Below are 16,900 nucleotides of genomic sequence, written 5' to 3'. Positions count from 1 at the left end.
GACCACCCGCGCAATCCGCGACCAGCCCGAACGAGCCCTCCCCCTCCTGGGCATCACCAACAACCCGGACACCCAGGGAACTTGATCAAGCCCTGGATGGCGAGTGGGCGGGACACGAGTTCAACGAGGACTCGGTCACGGTCAAGATGGTGATCGCCTCGTTCGAGGCCGTCCAGGATCGGGCCATCCCGCACGAGGAGTTTACGATCTAGCCTTACCGTCCCACCCTCACCGGACTCAAGCACGGCGCCTCCACGCCGTCTTACCGCCTCGGCAAGCTCACGGTGTCCACAGAGGGGAGACCCGCTGCGGCGTCGAGGAGTCGGCCAGCAGCGATGCGACACCGTGGGGAACACCGAGCTTCCCCAGAGCCCAGTCGAGCGCATTAGCTTCGGCGTCGCACATTCGGGCGATCAGGCTGGTCTGTTCAGGCAGAAGGATTCGTCGGGGGATCACGATCGTTTCCCGGATCCGGTCGAGGGGCAGTCCCCGCCGGAAGCCCTGTGCGGCGGGGCGGAGCGCGTCCTCGTTCGGCGGAAGCGGCAGGCGTCGGCGGGCCGCGTTCGAGACGACGATCCCGGCGACGTGGACGTACTCCGCTAGGAGCGGCCCCAACAGGTCCGCGAGCGCATCGGCCTTGGCGGCGAGCGACATCTCGGCGAAGGGCGTCGGGAAGTGGAAGAGACCGCTGTGGTCCTCCACCCAAATCCAGGCGGTGCCTGCCCCCGCCGTTTTGGCGCACTTGCCGTGCACCTTGCTTAGGAGCCGCCTGCCCTGGTCGCTCTCCACGGTGTCCCCGGTCAGGGTGGTGCCCTGGGGAGCCGTGCCGGGGTGGACGGTCAGCCGCCTCCCGGCGCTGCTGAGGACATCGACCGCGGTCTCCAAGGCCGCGCACTGTTGGGCGGCCTCCTCGGTCCGCTTCTTCCAGGTTTCGAAGTCGCCGCCGCTGAGGAGTTCGGGAAGGTCACCTTCCCAGTAGATGTCACGGCCCCTGTCCAGGGCGAAGAGGTGAGCCCGGACGTTCTCGCGGAACCTTTCGTAGTCCTGGAACTTCTGATCTTCGGCGAAGGTGACGACCTCGATGAAGACGGGGCCGATACGAACATCGCCGGGGCCGCCACTGGCCTTTGCCGGCTCCAGCTCGACCCCGAGTCCGTGGGCCGCCCCCATGAGCGCGAGCCGGGCCTGTGTCTGGGAATGCAGGAACCGGGACAGGGTGACGTCGCAGCGTGCATCCCGCTTGACCGAGGCAATGCCCGGCACCGCGGCTTCCTCCAGATAGGCGTATGCGGCCCACCACCGCACTGCTTCCACCCATGCTCCCGGGGCGGCTCCGTTCATGAACTGGAGCACCGGGGCGTGTCGGCCGAGACCGACGAAGGTGTCGCTGGCCCGCCCCGGGGCGGGGGAGGGGATCACGGCCTTGGGCAGCCAGCGGCTGTTGAAGAACGCGGTGAGTCCGGCCACGGCGCGTGCGGTCACCTGATGACCTGCGGGGGAGAGGTAGCCGGCACCCTCCGGGCAACCGAACCACGCCTCCCAGTCGATCGGCCGGCGGCCCTGGTCGATCGCCCGCCATATCTCTTCGTCACGAGGATGCATGCCCGTGATCATGGCGCATCCGCAGGCGAGGATGTGGGGATTTTCCCGAACGTTCGGCGCTTCCTCCCGGCTGGCCCTGGACCAGTCCCTCGTCCGGTCCGCATTACAGCAAAAGCGGACAGCGACTGCGGATCGCGACCGGTGCCCCCCGCATGCTCATTTGCGGGGAATTCTTATCGCGCCCAAAGTGGCCGACTTCCCGGCGGGGTGGTAGCGGGCATTCGCTTACGGCAGACGAGGATTGACGGCAAGAGACTGGAACCTAGGGCGGGAGCATGTCAACGTACAACATGCCGAAAACGCCAAGGCGGACGTGGAGGTGCTCGGCAGGAATGGAGGGGGAGATTGCAATCCCAGGCTTGTGCGATTGGCAGCCTGGAGTGGTTCCTGTGTAGGAGTTCCGCGTGTCTGGGGTCGCGACCGCGCCGTTCTCGTGCATATTTCGGAGCACCCGGGCCACGAGGAGGCACGTGGCCCGGGCTGTGAATGTTCCCGAGCGCCGCGTAGCGCGAAATCTGGATCGCCTAGTAGCTGACGGTTTGCTGGTGCTCGTTGCAGACGGTGCCTCACCGGCCCTGAGCTCGTACCAGTTGCCTTACTGACGCTGAGGTTGAAAGGGTGGGGTGACAGGGCTACGGAGGTTCCAGCCTGAGTCCGGTCTCGGCGATGAAGCCGTCGAGGATCTCGGGTCTCCGTTGGATGCCGCGCAGGCGCTTCTTCACGAGCGGGGTGAGGTCGTCGATCGTGCGGGGTGTGAGGTTGGCCAGGGACTTCTTCAGGCGGGCCCAGACACCCTCGACCGGGTTCAGGTCGGGTGCGTACGGAGGCAGCTTGACGATGGTGAGCCAGTCGCTGTTGCGGTCGCAGAACTCCCGCAGGGCCTTGGCGTGATGGGTGCTGGCGTTGTCCCACACCACGATCAGCGGGGCACCGCCGAGCTGCCGACGGGCGGAGGTCAGCAGGTCTGAGAACTCGCGGGCCCGGAAGCCCTTCTTCTCACCGGTACGGCCCCGGTACGTCTGGGTCCGGTAGATCAGCCTGGTCTCGCGGCCCGGCCTGACGCAGATCATCCCGGCCATCAGGACCCGGCCCGATCCCTTGCCCGTCACCCTGACCAGCGGCGTCCTGCCCCGCCGCGACCATGTCCGCCCTTTGCCGGGCTTCAAGTCCTGGCCGGCCTCGTCCTCGAAAACTATCCACGCGCCCAGGAGCTGGGCCGTCCTCTTACCCGTGACCACTGCTCCGTCCGCCACCGCTCTACGGCCTGCTCGTCGCGTTCGACGGCCCGGTGGGCGGGGACCTGTGGTGACCAGCCCAGCCGGTGCAGCAGATACGACACCCCGCGCGGGGTGTACCGGCAGCCGAACAGGCGATGGATCAGTTCCGCGATCCTGGCCAGGGTCCACCGCTGGTCCTCGCACCAGCCGTGCGCGGCCGGGCCGGCCTCCAACTCGGCCTGCAACCGCACGGTCTGGTCATCGCTGAGCCGACACGGAAAGCCGCCAGGCCCCTTGGAAGACAGGGCCGACTTGCCGCCGTCCCGCCAGGTTGCATGCCAGGCGTACGCCGACTTCCGCGACACCCGTAACCTGCGGGCCACCTCCAGCGGCCGCAGCCCCTGCCCGAACATCTCCGCGGCCTCGAAGCGCACCACTTCACGCTTCGCCCGCCCCGCGGCGGTCAGACCGCCGCCATCCGCGTACCTCATGACGAGGATGTAGCACCGCCAACGCCAGCTGTCACCCCACCCTTTCAACCTCAGCGGCAACCATCCGAGGTACTGCGAGCTCATCGGCGGGGCGCGCGGAACATAGCCGACGATCGCCGGTTAGCCAAACCGGCGATTGTCAGGATCATTCAGGTGTTCGCATTCGACTGTGCTTGGCGGTGGAGTCGTCGTGGACGCGGGCTGTCTGAGCCCGTTCTCTTCTGTCCCTCACAGGAAGCGCTCTATGCCTGCACGATCGCTGCTTGCTCCCTCAGCTTTGCCCGACCCCGCTATCGCTGTACGCGCTGGCTTTCTCAACGTAAAGGACGCCGCTGCGTACCTCGGCATATCACCGCACACGCTTTATGTATGGCGGCACCGACGGCAGGGGCCGCCAAGCTTCCGCATGGGCCCTCGGGGTCGGGTCATGTATCGGCGGACAGCTCTCGACGCCTGGATCCATGAGCAGGAACGCGCAGACTCTCGCTCTAACCCTGCCTTGAACCCACTGAGCGCGGCTCCGCAGCAACGTCGGAACCCCGGCGCTTGACACAACGAACGTGGTCGGACGTTCGCATCCTCTTGAAAGGAGACCTTTTTGGCCGGCTATATCGAGGATCGTTGGCTCAAGAAGAAAAAGGATCCGGTCACCGGGAGAAGGGAGAAGACCGCTCGCTACGGTAAAGGCAAGCGGTACAAGGTCGCTGGCATACCTGGGGTGCGAGACCGATCTTTTGATGTGCTGGAGGATGCCAAGGCGTGGCTTCGCCGGGCGGCCACGGACGAGGAGCGAGGCGAGTTCGTAGACCCGCGCGACGGGTCCATCACGCTGGCCGACTACATCGCGACGCACTGGGCACCAGGGCGAGGCGGTGCTCCGAAAACCCAGGACAGTCAGGAGCGTAGGTGGCGTCTCCATATCGTCCCGCACCTGGGCCAGCTTCCGCTCAGGAGCATCGCCGCAACGGATCTGCGCGCGTTCATAACCAAGCTGGAGTCGACAGTCTCGTCAGTCGACTACCAGCGCGGCATCCTGTCCGAGCTTTCCTCCATCCTGGAAGCGGCCGTCGACGACAAGCGCCTCGCGCGCAACCCTATGCACGCGAAATCCGTGCGGTGGCCCAAGTCGCCACGGGAGCGGCGCGACGCGTGGCCGATGGACACGGCCCTGCGCGTCCGCGATGCCATCAGCGAGCGGAACAGGATCGCCGTCGTAGTCGGCCTGGGGTGCGGACTCCGCCAGGGAGAAGTCTTCGGGCTCAGTCCGGAGGACATCGACTACGGGCGCGGCCTGCTGCACGTTCGGCGCCAAGTACAGGCGATTCACGGAAGGCTGTACTTCGCCCTGCCGAAGGGGAAGAAGATCCGCACGGTGGATCTGCCCCCTTCGGTAGCCGAGGAACTCAAGCGTCACATTGAAGTGTTCCCGCCGGTAGAAGTGGAGTTGCCGTGGGGCAAGCCGGAGGGGGAGAGGAAGAAGTTCTCCCTGCTGCTCACCACGCGCTTCGGCAACGCCATCGCGGTGAACACATGGAACACCTACACCTGGAAGCCCGCCTTGGCCAAAGCGGGCGTCATCCCGCCGCGCGCTGAGGGGGCGAAAGCCTGGCAGTGGGCGGCGGCCCCGAAGGACGGCTTCCATGTGCTTCGGCACACCTACGCCTCGATCATGTTGGAAGCCGGAGAGTCCGTTGTGACCCTGGCTCGGTGGCTTGGACACTCCTCGCCTGCGATCACTCTCGGTTACTATGCTCACTTCATGCCGGAGGCTGGCAGCAAGGGGCGCGGCACCATCGACGGTCTGCTTGGGGAGCGCGGGAGATCAGCTTGCTAGCCGAAACTCCCCAGATTCTCCCCAGCGCTATCGACCCGTGTTCCCGGCCTCTATGCTCCGGATAAGCCTTCCGTGGATTGCAAGGTTGAAGAGATGGGTGGCCTGGGAAAGTGTTGCAAGAGGTCGTAGCGACCCGCTATGTCACGCCCCTGCGGGAGGGTGGATCGCTCCCAGGGATCGTCGAGGCCGACGATCTCGGCACGTACGTCATGAAGTTCACCGGCGCGGGACAGGGCCGCAAGACCCTGGTCGCCGAGGTCGTCTGCGGACAGCTGGCCCGTCGGCTCGGGCTGCGGGTGCCGGAGCTCGTGACGATTCAGCTCGACCCGGTGATCGGCCTCTCCGAGCCCGACCAGGAGGTGCAGGAGCTGCTCAAGGCGAGTGGCGGGCTCAACCTGGGCATGGACTTCCTCCCCGGCTCGCTGGGCTTCGACCCGCTGGCGTACGAGGTGGACCCCCAGGAGGCCGGCAAGGTCGTCTGGTTCGACGCCGTGATCAACAACGTCGACCGGTCCTGGCGGAACCCGAACATGCTCGTCTGGCACGGCGACCTGTGGCTCATCGACCACGGTGCCACGATGATCTGGCACCACAACTGGCCCGGCGCCCAGGCATCCGCAGCGAAGCCGTACGACGCCTCCGACCACGCCCTCGCGCCCTTCGGCCCGGACATCGCCGCCGCGGCGGCCGAGCTCGCGCCGCTCGTCACCCGCGAGCTGCTCGACGAGGTGGCCGCCGACGTGCCCGACGAGTGGCTCGTCGACGAGCCCGGCTTCGCGAGCACCGACGAGCTGCGCGCGGCCTACGTCGAGGCGCTGCTGCCCCGCGCGGCCACCATCCACGAGCGGATCACCCTCGGCCCCCGTACCGAGAACAGGCCCCAGCAGCCGCCCGGCTGGCTCGCCGAGCGCCTCGCCCCCCGGCCGCAGTCCACCGAACACCCCACCCAGAAGGACAGCACCACGTGACCGACCGCGATGTCTTCGAGTACGCGCTGCTGCGCGTGGTGCCGCGGGTCGAGCGCGGCGAGTGCTTCAACGCGGGCGTGGTCGTCTACTGCCGTGCCCGGTCGTACGTGGCCGCCCGCACCCACCTGGACGAGGCCAAGCTCGCGGTCCTCGACCCGGCCGCCGACGTCGCCGGGGTCCGGGCCGCGCTGCGCGCGGTCGAGGGGGTCTGCCTGGGCGGCGAGGACGCCGGCCAGGCGGCGGGCGACGACGCGGGACGCCGCTTCCGCTGGTTGATCGCGCCCCGTTCCACGGTGGTGCAGCCGGGGCCCGTCCACACCGGTCTCACCGTCGATCCCGAGACCGAGGTGGAACGCCTGCTCGATCTGCTCGTCCGCTAGGTCGCGACGGAGTGACGGGGTACACCCGGTGGGCCGTTGACACCGGGTGCCAGGACTTCTAGCGTCTCGTCTGCGGGCGATACTAAGCGGTCGCTCATGTGTGGCACGCAGGAGCGGACGGCCGGTCCGGCCGCGACCAGGGACGTTCCAAGGGCGAGGAGAACCAAGCATGTCCACCACCGAGCAGCGCGTAGCCATCGTCACGGGTGCCGCCCGGGGCATCGGGGCGGCCACCGCCCTCCGGCTCGCGGCCGAGGGCCGCGCCGTCGCCGTACTCGACCTCGACGAGGCGGCCTGCAAGGACACCGTCGAGAAGATCACCGCCGCGGGCGGTACCGCGCTCGCGGTCGGCTGTGACGTCTCGGACGGCGCGCAGGTGGAGGCCGCGGTCGCGCGGGTCGCCGCCGAGCTCGGCGCGCCGACCATCCTCGTGAACAACGCGGGCGTGCTCCGCGACAACCTGCTCTTCAAGATGTCCGAGTCCGACTGGGACACCGTGATGAACGTCCACCTCAAGGGTGCCTTCCTGATGGCGAAGGCCGTCCAGAAGCACATGGTGGACGCGGGCTTCGGCCGGATCGTCTCCCTCTCGTCCTCCTCGGCGCTCGGGAACCGGGGCCAGGCCAACTACTCGGCCGTCAAGGCGGGCCTGCAGGGCTTCACCAAGACGCTCGCCAAGGAGCTCGGCAAGTTCGGCGTCACGGCCAACGCGGTCGCCCCGGGCTTCATCGTCACCGAGATGACCGCGCAGACCGCCGAGCGGGTGGGCATGGGTTTCGAGGAGTTCCAGGCGGCTGCCGCCTCCATGATCCCGGTGCAGCGCGTCGGCCGCCCCGAGGACGTGGCCGGTGCGATCGCCTTCTTCACCGGTGACGACGCGGGCTTCGTCTCGGGCCAGGTCATGTACGTGGCCGGCGGCCCGCTCAACTGACGACGGGACGAGGAGGAGGAGACGCTCATGAGCGCACAGGAACGACCGGAGCCGTCCGGCAGGGTCGCCCTCGTCACCGGCGCGAGCCGGGGCATCGGCTACGGCATCGCCGAGGCGCTGGTCGCCCGCGGTGACCGGGTCGTCATCACCGGACGCGGCGAGGAGGCCCTGAAGGAGGCCGTGGAGCGCCTCGGTGCCGACCGGGCGATCGGCGTCCCCGGCAAGGCGCACGACGAGGCCCACCAGGCCACTGCGGTCGAGGCGGCGATGGACGGCTTCGGCCGCCTGGACTTCCTGGTGAACAACGCCGGGACGAACCCCGTCTTCGGTCCCCTCGCGGACCTGGACCTCGGGGTGGCCCGCAAGGTCTTCGAGACCAACGTCATCTCCGCGCTCGGCTTCGCCCAGCGCAGTTGGCACGCCTGGCAGAAGGACCACGGCGGTGCGATCGTGAACATCGCCTCGATCGCCGGAGTCTCCGCCTCGCCCTTCATCGGTGCGTACGGCATGAGCAAGGCCGCGATGGTCAATTTGACCCTGCAGCTGGCGCACGAATACGCGCCGGTCGTGCGGGTCAATGCGATCGCTCCGGCCGTCGTGAAGACGAAATTCGCGCAGGCGCTCTACGAGGGGCGCGAGGCGGAGGCGGCTGCCGCCTATCCGCTGGGGCGGCTCGGCGAGCCCTCGGACATCGGCGGTGCGGCGGCCTTCCTCACCTCGTCCCAGTCGGAGTGGATCACCGGCCAGACGCTCGTCGTCGACGGCGGCATTTTCCTGAACGCCGGGGTTGGCTGACCGATAATCGGACACTTTCCAGAATCGGTGTCCGGATTGGCACCGGTTATACGTTGAATGCCTCAAGTGCCCCGTCGGGCTCAAACATTGACCTGACGGGGTGCTGCGGTATCGTCGGCCGACCCATGGCTGAACGAGGAGCGTGCACGTGTTCAACCGGACCAGTCTGCAGGCCGCTGCAGCCCTTGTGTCCATATCCCTGGTGACCGGCTGCGGTGTCTTTTCGGACAGCGAATCCGCCGGGGAGCAGAGGATCGTCGTCGGTACGACGAGTTCTCCCACCACGCTTGATCCGGCCGCGGCCTGGGACAATTCTTGGGAGCTTTTCCGGAATGTCTTCCAGACGCTGGTGAGCTTCCCGACGGGCAGTACGACCCCGAAGTCGGACGCCGCCGAATGCAAGTTCACGGACACTTCCAGTCGGGTCTTCGAGTGCAAGCTCGTGGAGGGGCTCACCTTCTCCAACGGCCACAAACTGGACGCAAAGGCCGTGCAGTACTCGATCGAGCGCATCCGCACGATCGACCACAAGGGCGGCCCCAACGGGATGCTGGGTTCGCTCAGCAAGATCGAGACCGTCGGTGAACGCACCGTCGTCTTCCGGCTCAACAAGTCGGACGCGACCTTCCCCTTCGTCCTCGCCACCCCCGCGATGTCGCTGGTGGACCCGGCCGAGTACCCGGCCGACAAGCTCCGCACCGACGGCAAGGTCACGGGCTCCGGGCCGTACGTGCTCGACTCGTACACCGAGCGCAAGGAGGCGGAGCTCACCAAGAACCCCACCTACAAGGGCTTCGCCGACCGGAAGAACGGCGGAGTCACGATCCGCTACTTCGACGACTCCGACGCCATGGTCGCCGCGCTGAGGAAGAAGGAGATCGACGTCACCTACCGCGGCCTCACCGCCGAGGAGGTGATCAACCTCCAGGAGGACAAGCCCGAGAACAAGGGCCTCCAGCTCGTCGAGTCGACCGGTGCCGACATCCGCTACCTGGTCTTCAACGCGCAGGACCCGACCGTCGCCAAGCTTCCCGTCCGCCGGGCCATCGCCCAGCTCGTGGACCGCGACGAGCTGGTCAACAAGGTCTACCAGGGCACCGCCGAGCCCCTGTACTCGATGGTCCCCAAGGGCATCGCCGCGCACACCACCAAGTTCTTCGACCGCTTCGGTGCGCCCAGCGTGAAGAAGGCGGAGGAGATCCTCCGCGACGCCGACATCACCGAGCCCGTGAAGCTCGACTTCTGGTACGCCACGGACCGGTACGGCTCCTCCACGGCCACTGAGTTCGCCGAGATCAAGCGGCAGCTGGAGGAGTCCGGCCTCTTCGAGGTGACCCTGCACGGAAAGCCCTGGAAGGAGTTCCAGGCGGGCTACCAGAAGGGCGAGTACCCGGTCTTCGGACGCGGTTGGTTCCCCGACTTCCCGGACCCGGACAACTTCGTCGCTCCCTTCGTGGGCAAGGAGAACGTCCTCGGCACGCCCTACCTGAACTCCCGGATCACCAACGAGCTGCTGCCCAAGTCGCGGCGCGAGAGCGACCGGGGCACCGTCACGGACGAGTTCGTGGAGGCCCAGGAGATCCTGGTGCAGGACGTGCGGCTGCTGCCCCTGTGGCAGGGCAAGCTGTACATCGCGGCCGGTGAGGACATCGGTGGCGGTGAGCGCGCCCTCGACCCGCAGACGGTCATGCAGATGTGGGAGCTGAGCCGCCGGGCCAGCTGGTAGGGGCTTCGGTCAGGACCTACCGGGGGCCACTGTCAGTGGCCCCCGGTAGGTTCTCGGACGTAGACAGGAACGTCCACCGGAGGTTGTGACCGTGACCGACACCAGCATGCTGCCCGAGTCCTGGCGGGGTGTCCTCGGCGAGGAGCTGCAGAAGCCGTACTTCGCCCAGCTCGCCGAGTTCGTCGAGGAGGAGCGCGCCAGGGGGCCGGTCTTCCCTCCGAAGGACGAGGTCTTCGCGGCCCTCGACGCCACCCCGTACGACAAGGTGAAGGTCCTGATCCTCGGTCAGGACCCCTATCACGGCGAGGGACAGGGGCACGGGCTCTGCTTCTCGGTCCGCCCGGGCGTGAAGACCCCGCCCTCCCTGCGGAACGTCTACAAGGAGATGCACGCCGAGCTCGGCCACCCCATCCCGGACAACGGCTATCTGATGCCGTGGGCCGAGCAGGGCGTCCTCCTGCTCAACGCCGTGCTCACGGTCCGCTCCGGCGAGGCGAACTCGCACAAGGGCAAGGGCTGGGAGAAGTTCACGGATGCCGTGATCACCGCCGTGGCCGCGCGTCCCGACCCCGCGGTCTTCGTCCTGTGGGGCAACTACGCCCAGAAGAAGCTGCCGCTCATCGACGAGGAGCGGCACGTCGTGGTGAAGGGGGCCCACCCCTCGCCGCTGTCGGCGAAGAAGTTCTTCGGGTCCCGCCCCTTCTCCCAGATCGACGCGGCCCTGGCCGCCCAGGGGCACGAGCCGATCGACTGGCGCATCCCGAACCTCGGCTGAGCCTCGGGGCGATCCGGGCCGGGTGCGGCTAGCGTCGTCACTCCCAGTGGGCGAGCGGGTGGAGGTCGCGGTGACCGGGCAACAGCGGGTGTCGGACGACGGGATCATGACCAAGATCGGGCAGGCCATGATGCTGCTCCACGGCGGTGACCGTGAGGAGGCCCGCAACCGCTTCGGGCTGCTGTGGCAGCAGATCGGTCCGGACGGGGACCCCCTGCACCGCTGCACCCTGGCCCACTACATGGCGGATGCCCAGGACGATCCCGATATCGAGCTCGCCTGGGACCTGCGGGCCCTGAACGCAGCCGAGGGCCTCGCCGAGGAGCGGCTCGCCGCGCACGACTCGGCGGTTGCCCTGAGGGCGCTGTACCCCTCGCTCCACCTGAACCTGGCGGCCGACTACGTCAAGCTCCAGCAGCACGATGCCGCGCGGGTCCATTTGGACCGGGCCCGCACGGCTGCGGAGCGACTCGACGACGACGGCTACGGGAAGGGCGTGCGGGCTGCGATCGAGCGCCTGGAGCGACGCCTCGGGGGCGAGTGACGGCGCCGGGCCTTCCGGGTGCGGCTCACCGGCCGTACGTCCCGTGACAGATCCTGGCGGGGTCGCTGCCCGGTCCCCATCCTCCGTACCGCTCGCCCAGGTCGCAGACCTCGGACCGCGAGGCCGGCGGGGCCTTCGACAGCTTCTCGAGCTCCGCTGCCCCGGGCAGTGAGGGGCGGGCCGGGGGGTGGGAGCGCTCGTGCCGACGGGGCGCGGAGTCGGAGTGCGGGGCCTCCTCCGGGCGGGGCCGGGGCGCCGTCCGCCGCTGCGGTGCCGTGGAAGGCGCCGCCCGGGGGGCGGCGGAGGGCGGGGGATCGGGCAGCGCCGCTTCGAGTGCCTCGCGGGCGGGGCCCTCGACGATCTGTGGTGCTACGTCCTGGGCCGGGCCGGCGGCGTCCGCCGCGGGGGCGGGCACGACGGCCGGAGCCGTCGGCGGCGCTTCCACCGACACGCAGCCCGCAAGGGCGGCGACTGTCGCTCCGACCAGGATCTTCACTGTGGTTCGGGTTCGATGCACTTGCGCCACTCTGCTGGTCCGCAGGTGATCTTCGCGCCCCTACCGGCGGGGAATGCCCCGCACGGGTGAGTCGCCCGGGGGTCGTTCTTGACCGGCTCGGCAGGCCCCGCCTTTCCCTGGGGGCCGGTCAGTGGCCGGTCGCACCGTCGATCCGCTCGCGGATGAGGTCCGCGTGGCCGTTGTGGCGGGCGTACTCCTCGATCATGTGGAGGTAGATCCAGCGCAGGTTGTACGTCTTTCCGTTGCGGCGCTTGCCCAGGCCCAGGTCGTCCAGGTCGCGGCCCGTCGCCAGGGCGCGCGCCCGTGCGATCTCGGCCTGCCAGCTGGCATGGGCCTCCTCGTAGCTGTCTTCTTCGGTGACGTGGATGTCCCGGTCGTAATCCTCTTCGGTCGCGTAGATCCACGTGACGTCTTCGCCGGCCAGGGTGTGGCGGAACCAGCCGCGTTCGACCTCGGCCATGTGGCGCACCAGCCCGAGGAGGGTGAGGTCCGAGGGAGGCGCGGACGGGGTGCGCAGCTGGGCGTCGTCCAGCCCCTCGCACTTCCGCGCCAGGGTCGCGCGGTGGAAGTCGAGCCACTGTTCCAGTGCCTCCCGCTCGCCCGAGGTGGTGGACGGGTCGATGCGCGGGGTGTTTTCGATGTGATCCGTGGTCATGGGCGGCATCGTCTCCCATGATCACGGACCCGCGCCAGTAGGTTTCCGGGGCCCTGCGCGTGCGGGTGGGGCCCCTGGGATCAGGGCCGCCGGAGTTCGTCTCAGGAACGGCTGCCGAGCATGCCGCGGAGCAACTCGTCGAAGCCGGTGCGCAGTTCCGTGCGGCTCGGGACGGTCGAGTGGAAAGAGCCAGCCGCGCAGGAGAACATCAGCCCCTCGCACCAGGCGATCAGGGAGAGTGCGTGCCGTTCGGGCTCCGGGGAGCCGGCCGCCGTCATCAGGGCGACCAGCGGGACGCGGAAGGTCGAGCCGGCCGTGTCGAAGAAGCTTCGGAGCTCGGGGCGGCGGGTGGCTTCGAGGGCCAGCTCGTAGCGCGAGACCAGCAGGGAGCGGTGGTCGGTGAGGTAGCGGTGCAGGGCGAGGGCGAGCGCATCGACGAGCGCGTCGGCGTCCCCGTCGGGACCCGGCAGCTCCATCGGGGCGAGGACCTCGACCTCCCGCTGCACCTGGCGTCGCACGGCCGATTCCAGGAGGGCCTGGCGGGTGCGGGCGTGGTTGGACGTCGAGCCCTGGGGCAGTTCCGCCCGCTCGTCCACAGCGCGGTGGGTGAGGCCGCGCATCCCGCGTTCGACGAGGAGGTCGAGGGCGGCGTCGCCGATCCGCTCGGCGCGGGAGGCGGGGGGTGCCGGGGTCGAGCTCCCGGCGGTGGCTGGGGTCATGGGGGACAACTTACTACCGGGTTCCACTCAGGCCACTACTTCTGTAGTACGGTCCTGGCGTCGGACTTACTACATCTGTAGTCACCCGGATCGAGGAGCAGCCATGGAACAGCACCGTGCCGTCATCGTCGGAGCGGGCATCGGAGGGCTCACCGCCGCCGTCGCACTGCACCAGCAGGGCTGGCACACCACCGTCCTCGAACGCGCCACCGACCTCGCCCCGGTGGGAGCGGGCATCAGCCTCGCCCCCAACGCCCAGCGCGCCCTCGACGCCATCGGCCTCGGCGACCGCGTCCGCGAGCTCGCCGCCTGGCAGGGCGACGGCGGCGTGCGCACACCTGCCGGGCACTGGCTCGCCCGCACGCATGCCGATGCCGCCGCCGCCCGCTTCGGCGGCCCCCTGGTCCTCCTCCACCGCGCCACCCTGATCGAGATCCTCACCTCGGCCCTCCCCGAGGGAGCGGTCCGCCCCCGGACGACCGCCACCGTCACCGACCCCGGAGACGACCGGCGCCCCGCCCGTCTGGCCGTCACGGACACCGATGGCGGAGCCGCGACCGAACGAGAGGCCGAACTCGTCGTCGCAGCCGACGGCATCCACTCGGCGACCCGTCGAACCCTCTTCCCCGACCACCCCGGCCCCCGTTACTCGGGCAGCACCAGCTGGCGCACGGTCGTTCCCGCCCCCGCGCGGCCCTTCGCCCCGCACGAGACCTGGGGTGCCGGCACGTTGTGGGGCAGTCACCCCCTCAAGGACGGCCGGGTCTATGCGTACGCCATGGCCGTGGCCCCCGCCGGAGGCCGTGCACCCGACGACGAGAAGGCCGAACTGCTGCGCCTGTTCGGAGGCTGGCACCATCCCGTTCCCGAGATCCTCGCGGGCCTCGCCGCCGACCGGATCCTGCGGCACGACGTCCACCACATGCCCGACCCGCTGCCCGCCTTCCACCGGGGCAGGGTCGCGCTCCTCGGCGACGCCGCCCACGCGATGATGCCGAGCCTCGGCCAGGGCGGGAACCAGGCCGTCGAGGACGCCGTGGTCCTCGCCCACCGCGCCGGATCCGCCCCCGACTTCCTCCCCGGTCGAGCCCTCCCCGCGTACACCGCCGACCGACTGCCGCGCACCACCGCCGTGGTCCGCAAGGCCGCCCGCACCGGTGCGGTCACCATGCTCTCCGCCCGTCCCGCGGTCGCCCTCCGCTCCGCGCTCGTCCGCACCGTTTCCCGCTTCGGCCCGGGGCTCGTCCTGCGCGGCTTCGACGGCATCTGCGACTGGCGTCCGCCCGCCCCGTACCGCTCCGCCGAGGACACCACCGGGCCCGCGTGAAGGAGGAAGGGCCGGAACCGGAGCGCCCCGGCCCGGAGCCACCGCCGTGCGCCGGCCCGCGCGGGCGGGAGGAGGGGAGCCGTCCGCGTAAGCTGACCAGCGCGAACGGTCCGCAGGGCCAGGGCGCTTCGGACCGGGGAACGACGACGAGGGAGAACCCGTGAAGGTTGGCTGCATCGGACTGGGAGACATCGCGCAGAAGGCCTACCTGCCCGTCCTCGGCACCCTTCCCGGGGTCGAACTGCACCTCCAGACCCGTACCGCGACGACCCTGGAGCGAGTGGCCGACGCCCTCCACCTGCCCGCCGACCGGCGCCACGGCGACCTCGACTCGCTGCTCGCCGCCGGACTCGACGCGGCCTTCGTCCATGCCCCGACCTCCGCCCACGCAGAGATCGCGGCGCGGCTCCTCGAAGCCGGCATCCCCACCTACGTCGACAAACCGCTCGCGTACGAATACGCCGAGTCCGAGCAGATCGTCGAGTTGGCCGAGAAGCGCTCGGTCGGACTCGCCGTCGGCTTCAACCGTCGCCTCGCCCCCAGTTACGCCCAGTGCCTCGACCACCCCCGTGACCTGATCCTCCTGCAGAAGAACCGCATCGGCCTGCCCGAGGACCCCCGCACCCTGGTCCTCGACGACTTCATCCACGTCGTCGACACCCTGCGCTTCCTGCTGCCGGGCGAGGTCGAGCACATCGACGTGCGGGCCCGGGTCCGCGAGGGGCTGATGCACCACGTGGTGCTCCAGCTGTCGGGCGACGGTTTCACCGCGATCGGCATGATGAACCGGATGAACGGTTCTGCCGAGGAGGTCCTGGAAGTGTCCGGACAGGACACCAAGCGCCAGGTCCTCAACCTCTCCGAGGTCGTCGACCACAAGGGGCAGCCGACCGTGCGCCGCCGCGGCGACTGGGTCCCCGTGGCCCGGCAGCGCGGCATCGAGCAGGCGGTCCTGGCCTTCCTCGACTCGGTGCGGGAAGGTCGGGTGCTCAGCGCCCGCGACGCCCTCCTCACCCACGAACTGTGCGAGCGCGTCGTCCGGGAGGCCCTGGCCCAGGCGTCCTGAAACGGGAGGGACGCCCGGAACCGCCCCGACGGTCCGTCAGCCGCGGCGCCACCGCTCCTCGACGACGACGGACGCGAGCTGCCAACCGTCCGCGGTGCGCCGCGCCGCAAAGGAGTAGCGCCCGCCACAGACGAAGTCCTCGCCCGAGGCGAGCCGCATCGGGTTGACGTAGTCGGCACCGACCTCCGCCCGGTCGCCGGGTTCCCGATATGCACCGGGGTCCTGCAGCCGGACCCGCCGGTTCACGATGAGGTGCTGGCGCACCGGGAACAGGGGCATCGTTTCGGCGAGCCAGTCGGCCACCTCGGTGGCGGGCCCCTCGATCCCGCCCGCGCTGCGGTAGTCGGCCCTGCCGTCCGGGGCGAACAGGGCCCGGTAGGCGCTCCAGTCGCCGTCGTCCACGGCTGTCGCATAGCCGGTGATCAGGTCGTCGAGGGCGATTCGGTCCATCACGGTCGCGAGGTCCACGCGCTGAGTCATCGGCTCAGTGTCGGACAGCCGCTGCCCGGGGCCAAGAGGCGTGCGGCACCGGGGGCGAGGTCGGCGACCTCGCTCGTGCCCGCACCGGTTCGTACGTGCGCGTCAGCCGAGTGCACCGATGAGCAGCCCGGGCATGCGGCACAGGGCGATGCCGCCGAGGAGGAGGAGCCCGCCCGCCGCCACGACGCTGGTGAACAGGGCGGTGAACGGGTCGCCCAGGGCGTGACTGGTCTCGTCGTCCGGGACGAAGCAGAGGGGGCGTGTCGGACGCGGCTTGGCGAAGCGACCCGAGGGTCGCAGTGCGTGCTCCCTGCGGATGCCGTCCTCGCGGAGCCGGACGGCGACGGCTCCGTCCCGCACGACCAGCGAAGGCACTGACGGTCCGGCTTCCGAACCCATCGGCACCTCCCTCCCCGGCCCGTTCCCCCTCCACGGCGTCCCAGCCTCTTCCGGTACCCGGCGGGCCACCACGCGCGCGCCCGGCAGGACGGTGCCGGGCTCGTTGCCGGGAGACGGGAAGTCCCGGGCACGGTCCTGCCGGCCACGACGTCCACCACGCCGGGGCCTTCGGCCGGTGCGAACCGGCCACCGGTCTCGGCCCGTTCATGACCTGGTCGCCCGGGCCGTGATCCGCGAGCCCGTGCCAGCGCCGAGCGTCCGTTCCGAACCGTGGACCACGGCTCCTCCCGCTGTGGGCGGAAGGCCGCCGACCGGTTGACCGCGGCGCCCCCGACACCGCATCGTGACCGCCCCCCGAAGAACTCCCGCAGCGGAGCGCCTAGATGAGTGAGTCCGATGTCTTCAGTGGTCGTAGGCGATCAGTGAGCGTTTGATTGGGGCGCCGATGGTCCAGTTGTGCCAGATGCCGGCGGC

19 protein-coding genes and 1 pseudogene are annotated in these 16,900 nt (G+C 69.5%); 12 read left to right on the top strand and 8 right to left on the bottom strand.

Annotated features, from left to right (window positions below; all coding sequences use genetic code 11):
- Positions 1–212: pseudogene (locus tag ACFW22_RS34380) on the top strand (hypothetical protein); the annotation flags it as partial.
- A 67-nt stretch (positions 213–279) separates the two neighbouring features.
- Here ACFW22_RS34380 and ACFW22_RS34375 read toward each other — a convergent pair.
- The 3 genes from ACFW22_RS34375 to ACFW22_RS34365 all read right to left on the bottom strand — a co-directional run bounded on the left by ACFW22_RS34375 (position 280) and on the right by ACFW22_RS34365 (position 3,310).
- The gene (locus ACFW22_RS34375; RefSeq protein ID WP_386412367.1) at positions 280–1,602 is read right to left on the bottom strand and encodes a hypothetical protein; all 1,323 of its coding nucleotides are present in this window, start codon (positions 1,600–1,602) and stop codon (positions 280–282) included.
- A gap of 632 nt (positions 1,603–2,234) precedes the next feature.
- Positions 2,235–2,840 carry an IS630 family transposase gene (locus tag ACFW22_RS34370; protein WP_386412364.1) on the bottom strand — a complete coding sequence of 202 codons (606 nt, stop codon included), beginning with the start codon at positions 2,838–2,840 and terminating at the stop codon, positions 2,235–2,237.
- Positions 2,795–3,310, bottom strand: coding sequence for a winged helix-turn-helix domain-containing protein (locus tag ACFW22_RS34365; RefSeq protein ID WP_384884300.1), 516 nt, complete (start codon positions 3,308–3,310; stop codon positions 2,795–2,797). The genes ACFW22_RS34370 and ACFW22_RS34365 overlap by 46 nt, the downstream gene beginning before the upstream one ends.
- A gap of 244 nt (positions 3,311–3,554) precedes the next feature.
- Between ACFW22_RS34365 and ACFW22_RS34360 the strand changes: the two genes are divergently transcribed.
- From ACFW22_RS34360 to ACFW22_RS34320, 9 genes are all read left to right on the top strand, one after another.
- Positions 3,555–3,860, top strand: a complete 306-nt coding sequence (locus tag ACFW22_RS34360) for a helix-turn-helix domain-containing protein (protein WP_367457233.1) — start codon at positions 3,555–3,557, stop codon at positions 3,858–3,860.
- A gap of 48 nt (positions 3,861–3,908) precedes the next feature.
- Positions 3,909–5,144, top strand: coding sequence for a tyrosine-type recombinase/integrase (locus tag ACFW22_RS34355; protein WP_384884304.1), 1,236 nt, complete (start codon positions 3,909–3,911; stop codon positions 5,142–5,144).
- 110 nt (positions 5,145–5,254) lie between these two features.
- The gene (locus ACFW22_RS34350; protein WP_386412360.1) at positions 5,255–6,112 is read left to right on the top strand and encodes a HipA family kinase; all 858 of its coding nucleotides are present in this window, start codon (positions 5,255–5,257) and stop codon (positions 6,110–6,112) included.
- The gene (locus ACFW22_RS34345) at positions 6,109–6,492 is read left to right on the top strand and encodes a DUF3037 domain-containing protein (protein ID WP_386412357.1); all 384 of its coding nucleotides are present in this window, start codon (positions 6,109–6,111) and stop codon (positions 6,490–6,492) included. The genes ACFW22_RS34350 and ACFW22_RS34345 overlap by 4 nt, the downstream gene beginning before the upstream one ends.
- A 169-nt stretch (positions 6,493–6,661) precedes the next feature.
- On the top strand, positions 6,662–7,423 hold the full coding sequence (gene fabG / locus ACFW22_RS34340; protein WP_386412354.1) for a 3-oxoacyl-ACP reductase FabG: 762 nt from the start codon (positions 6,662–6,664) through the stop codon (positions 7,421–7,423).
- 27 nt (positions 7,424–7,450) lie between these two features.
- Positions 7,451–8,218: an SDR family oxidoreductase gene (locus ACFW22_RS34335; RefSeq protein ID WP_386412352.1), complete on the top strand. Its 768-nt coding sequence runs from the start codon at positions 7,451–7,453 to the stop codon at positions 8,216–8,218.
- Between the two features lie 148 nt (positions 8,219–8,366).
- The gene (locus ACFW22_RS34330; RefSeq protein WP_386412349.1) at positions 8,367–9,944 is read left to right on the top strand and encodes an ABC transporter substrate-binding protein; all 1,578 of its coding nucleotides are present in this window, start codon (positions 8,367–8,369) and stop codon (positions 9,942–9,944) included.
- A gap of 91 nt (positions 9,945–10,035) precedes the next feature.
- Positions 10,036–10,719, top strand: a complete 684-nt coding sequence (gene ung / locus ACFW22_RS34325; RefSeq protein WP_386412346.1) for a uracil-DNA glycosylase — start codon at positions 10,036–10,038, stop codon at positions 10,717–10,719.
- A gap of 70 nt (positions 10,720–10,789) precedes the next feature.
- Positions 10,790–11,263, top strand: coding sequence for a hypothetical protein (locus ACFW22_RS34320; RefSeq protein WP_386412343.1), 474 nt, complete (start codon positions 10,790–10,792; stop codon positions 11,261–11,263).
- Positions 11,264–11,288: 25 nt separating this feature from the next.
- Here the strand turns inward: ACFW22_RS34320 and ACFW22_RS34315 are convergent, their stop codons facing one another.
- The 3 genes from ACFW22_RS34315 to ACFW22_RS34305 form a co-directional block, all read right to left on the bottom strand.
- Positions 11,289–11,780, bottom strand: coding sequence for a hypothetical protein (locus tag ACFW22_RS34315; protein WP_386412340.1), 492 nt, complete (start codon positions 11,778–11,780; stop codon positions 11,289–11,291).
- A gap of 127 nt (positions 11,781–11,907) precedes the next feature.
- The gene (locus tag ACFW22_RS34310) at positions 11,908–12,444 is read right to left on the bottom strand and encodes a DinB family protein (protein WP_386412337.1); all 537 of its coding nucleotides are present in this window, start codon (positions 12,442–12,444) and stop codon (positions 11,908–11,910) included.
- A gap of 92 nt (positions 12,445–12,536) precedes the next feature.
- On the bottom strand, positions 12,537–13,154 hold the full coding sequence (locus ACFW22_RS34305; protein WP_386412334.1) for a TetR/AcrR family transcriptional regulator: 618 nt from the start codon (positions 13,152–13,154) through the stop codon (positions 12,537–12,539).
- Between the two features lie 103 nt (positions 13,155–13,257).
- On the opposite strand from ACFW22_RS34305, the gene ACFW22_RS34300 reads away from it, so the two are divergent.
- Positions 13,258–14,481, top strand: a complete 1,224-nt coding sequence (locus tag ACFW22_RS34300; protein WP_386412332.1) for an FAD-dependent monooxygenase — start codon at positions 13,258–13,260, stop codon at positions 14,479–14,481.
- Positions 14,482–14,641: 160 nt separating this feature from the next.
- Positions 14,642–15,547 carry a Gfo/Idh/MocA family protein gene (locus ACFW22_RS34295; protein WP_386412329.1) on the top strand — a complete coding sequence of 302 codons (906 nt, stop codon included), beginning with the start codon at positions 14,642–14,644 and terminating at the stop codon, positions 15,545–15,547.
- 36 nt (positions 15,548–15,583) lie between these two features.
- Here the strand turns inward: ACFW22_RS34295 and ACFW22_RS34290 are convergent, their stop codons facing one another.
- Complete coding sequence (locus tag ACFW22_RS34290) at positions 15,584–16,027, bottom strand: nuclear transport factor 2 family protein (RefSeq protein WP_386412326.1); 444 nt, start codon at positions 16,025–16,027, stop codon at positions 15,584–15,586.
- A 102-nt stretch (positions 16,028–16,129) separates the two neighbouring features.
- Positions 16,130–16,426, bottom strand: a complete 297-nt coding sequence (locus tag ACFW22_RS34285; protein ID WP_386412324.1) for a hypothetical protein — start codon at positions 16,424–16,426, stop codon at positions 16,130–16,132.
- Between the last annotated feature and the right edge of the window lie 474 nt (positions 16,427–16,900).

The organism is Streptomyces sp. NPDC058872, assembly GCF_042743065.1.
Classification (GTDB): domain Bacteria; phylum Actinomycetota; class Actinomycetes; order Streptomycetales; family Streptomycetaceae; genus Streptomyces.
This window is presented reverse-complemented; position numbering and strand designations above follow the sequence as displayed.

Coding starts and splice junctions, on each gene's coding strand:
- ACFW22_RS34305 (WP_386412334.1), bottom strand. CDS start 13,154: ATGACCCCAGCCACCGCCGGGAGCTCGACCCCGGCACCCCCCGCCTCC.
- ACFW22_RS34360 (WP_367457233.1), top strand. CDS start 3,555: ATGCCTGCACGATCGCTGCTTGCTCCCTCAGCTTTGCCCGACCCCGCT.
- ACFW22_RS34310 (WP_386412337.1), bottom strand. CDS start 12,444: ATGCCGCCCATGACCACGGATCACATCGAAAACACCCCGCGCATCGAC.
- fabG (WP_386412354.1), top strand. CDS start 6,662: ATGTCCACCACCGAGCAGCGCGTAGCCATCGTCACGGGTGCCGCCCGG.
- ACFW22_RS34285 (WP_386412324.1), bottom strand. CDS start 16,426: ATGGGTTCGGAAGCCGGACCGTCAGTGCCTTCGCTGGTCGTGCGGGAC.
- ACFW22_RS34335 (WP_386412352.1), top strand. CDS start 7,451: ATGAGCGCACAGGAACGACCGGAGCCGTCCGGCAGGGTCGCCCTCGTC.
- ACFW22_RS34375 (WP_386412367.1), bottom strand. CDS start 1,602: ATGCATCCTCGTGACGAAGAGATATGGCGGGCGATCGACCAGGGCCGC.
- ACFW22_RS34290 (WP_386412326.1), bottom strand. CDS start 16,027: ATGACTCAGCGCGTGGACCTCGCGACCGTGATGGACCGAATCGCCCTC.
- ACFW22_RS34365 (WP_384884300.1), bottom strand. CDS start 3,310: ATGAGGTACGCGGATGGCGGCGGTCTGACCGCCGCGGGGCGGGCGAAG.
- ACFW22_RS34300 (WP_386412332.1), top strand. CDS start 13,258: ATGGAACAGCACCGTGCCGTCATCGTCGGAGCGGGCATCGGAGGGCTC.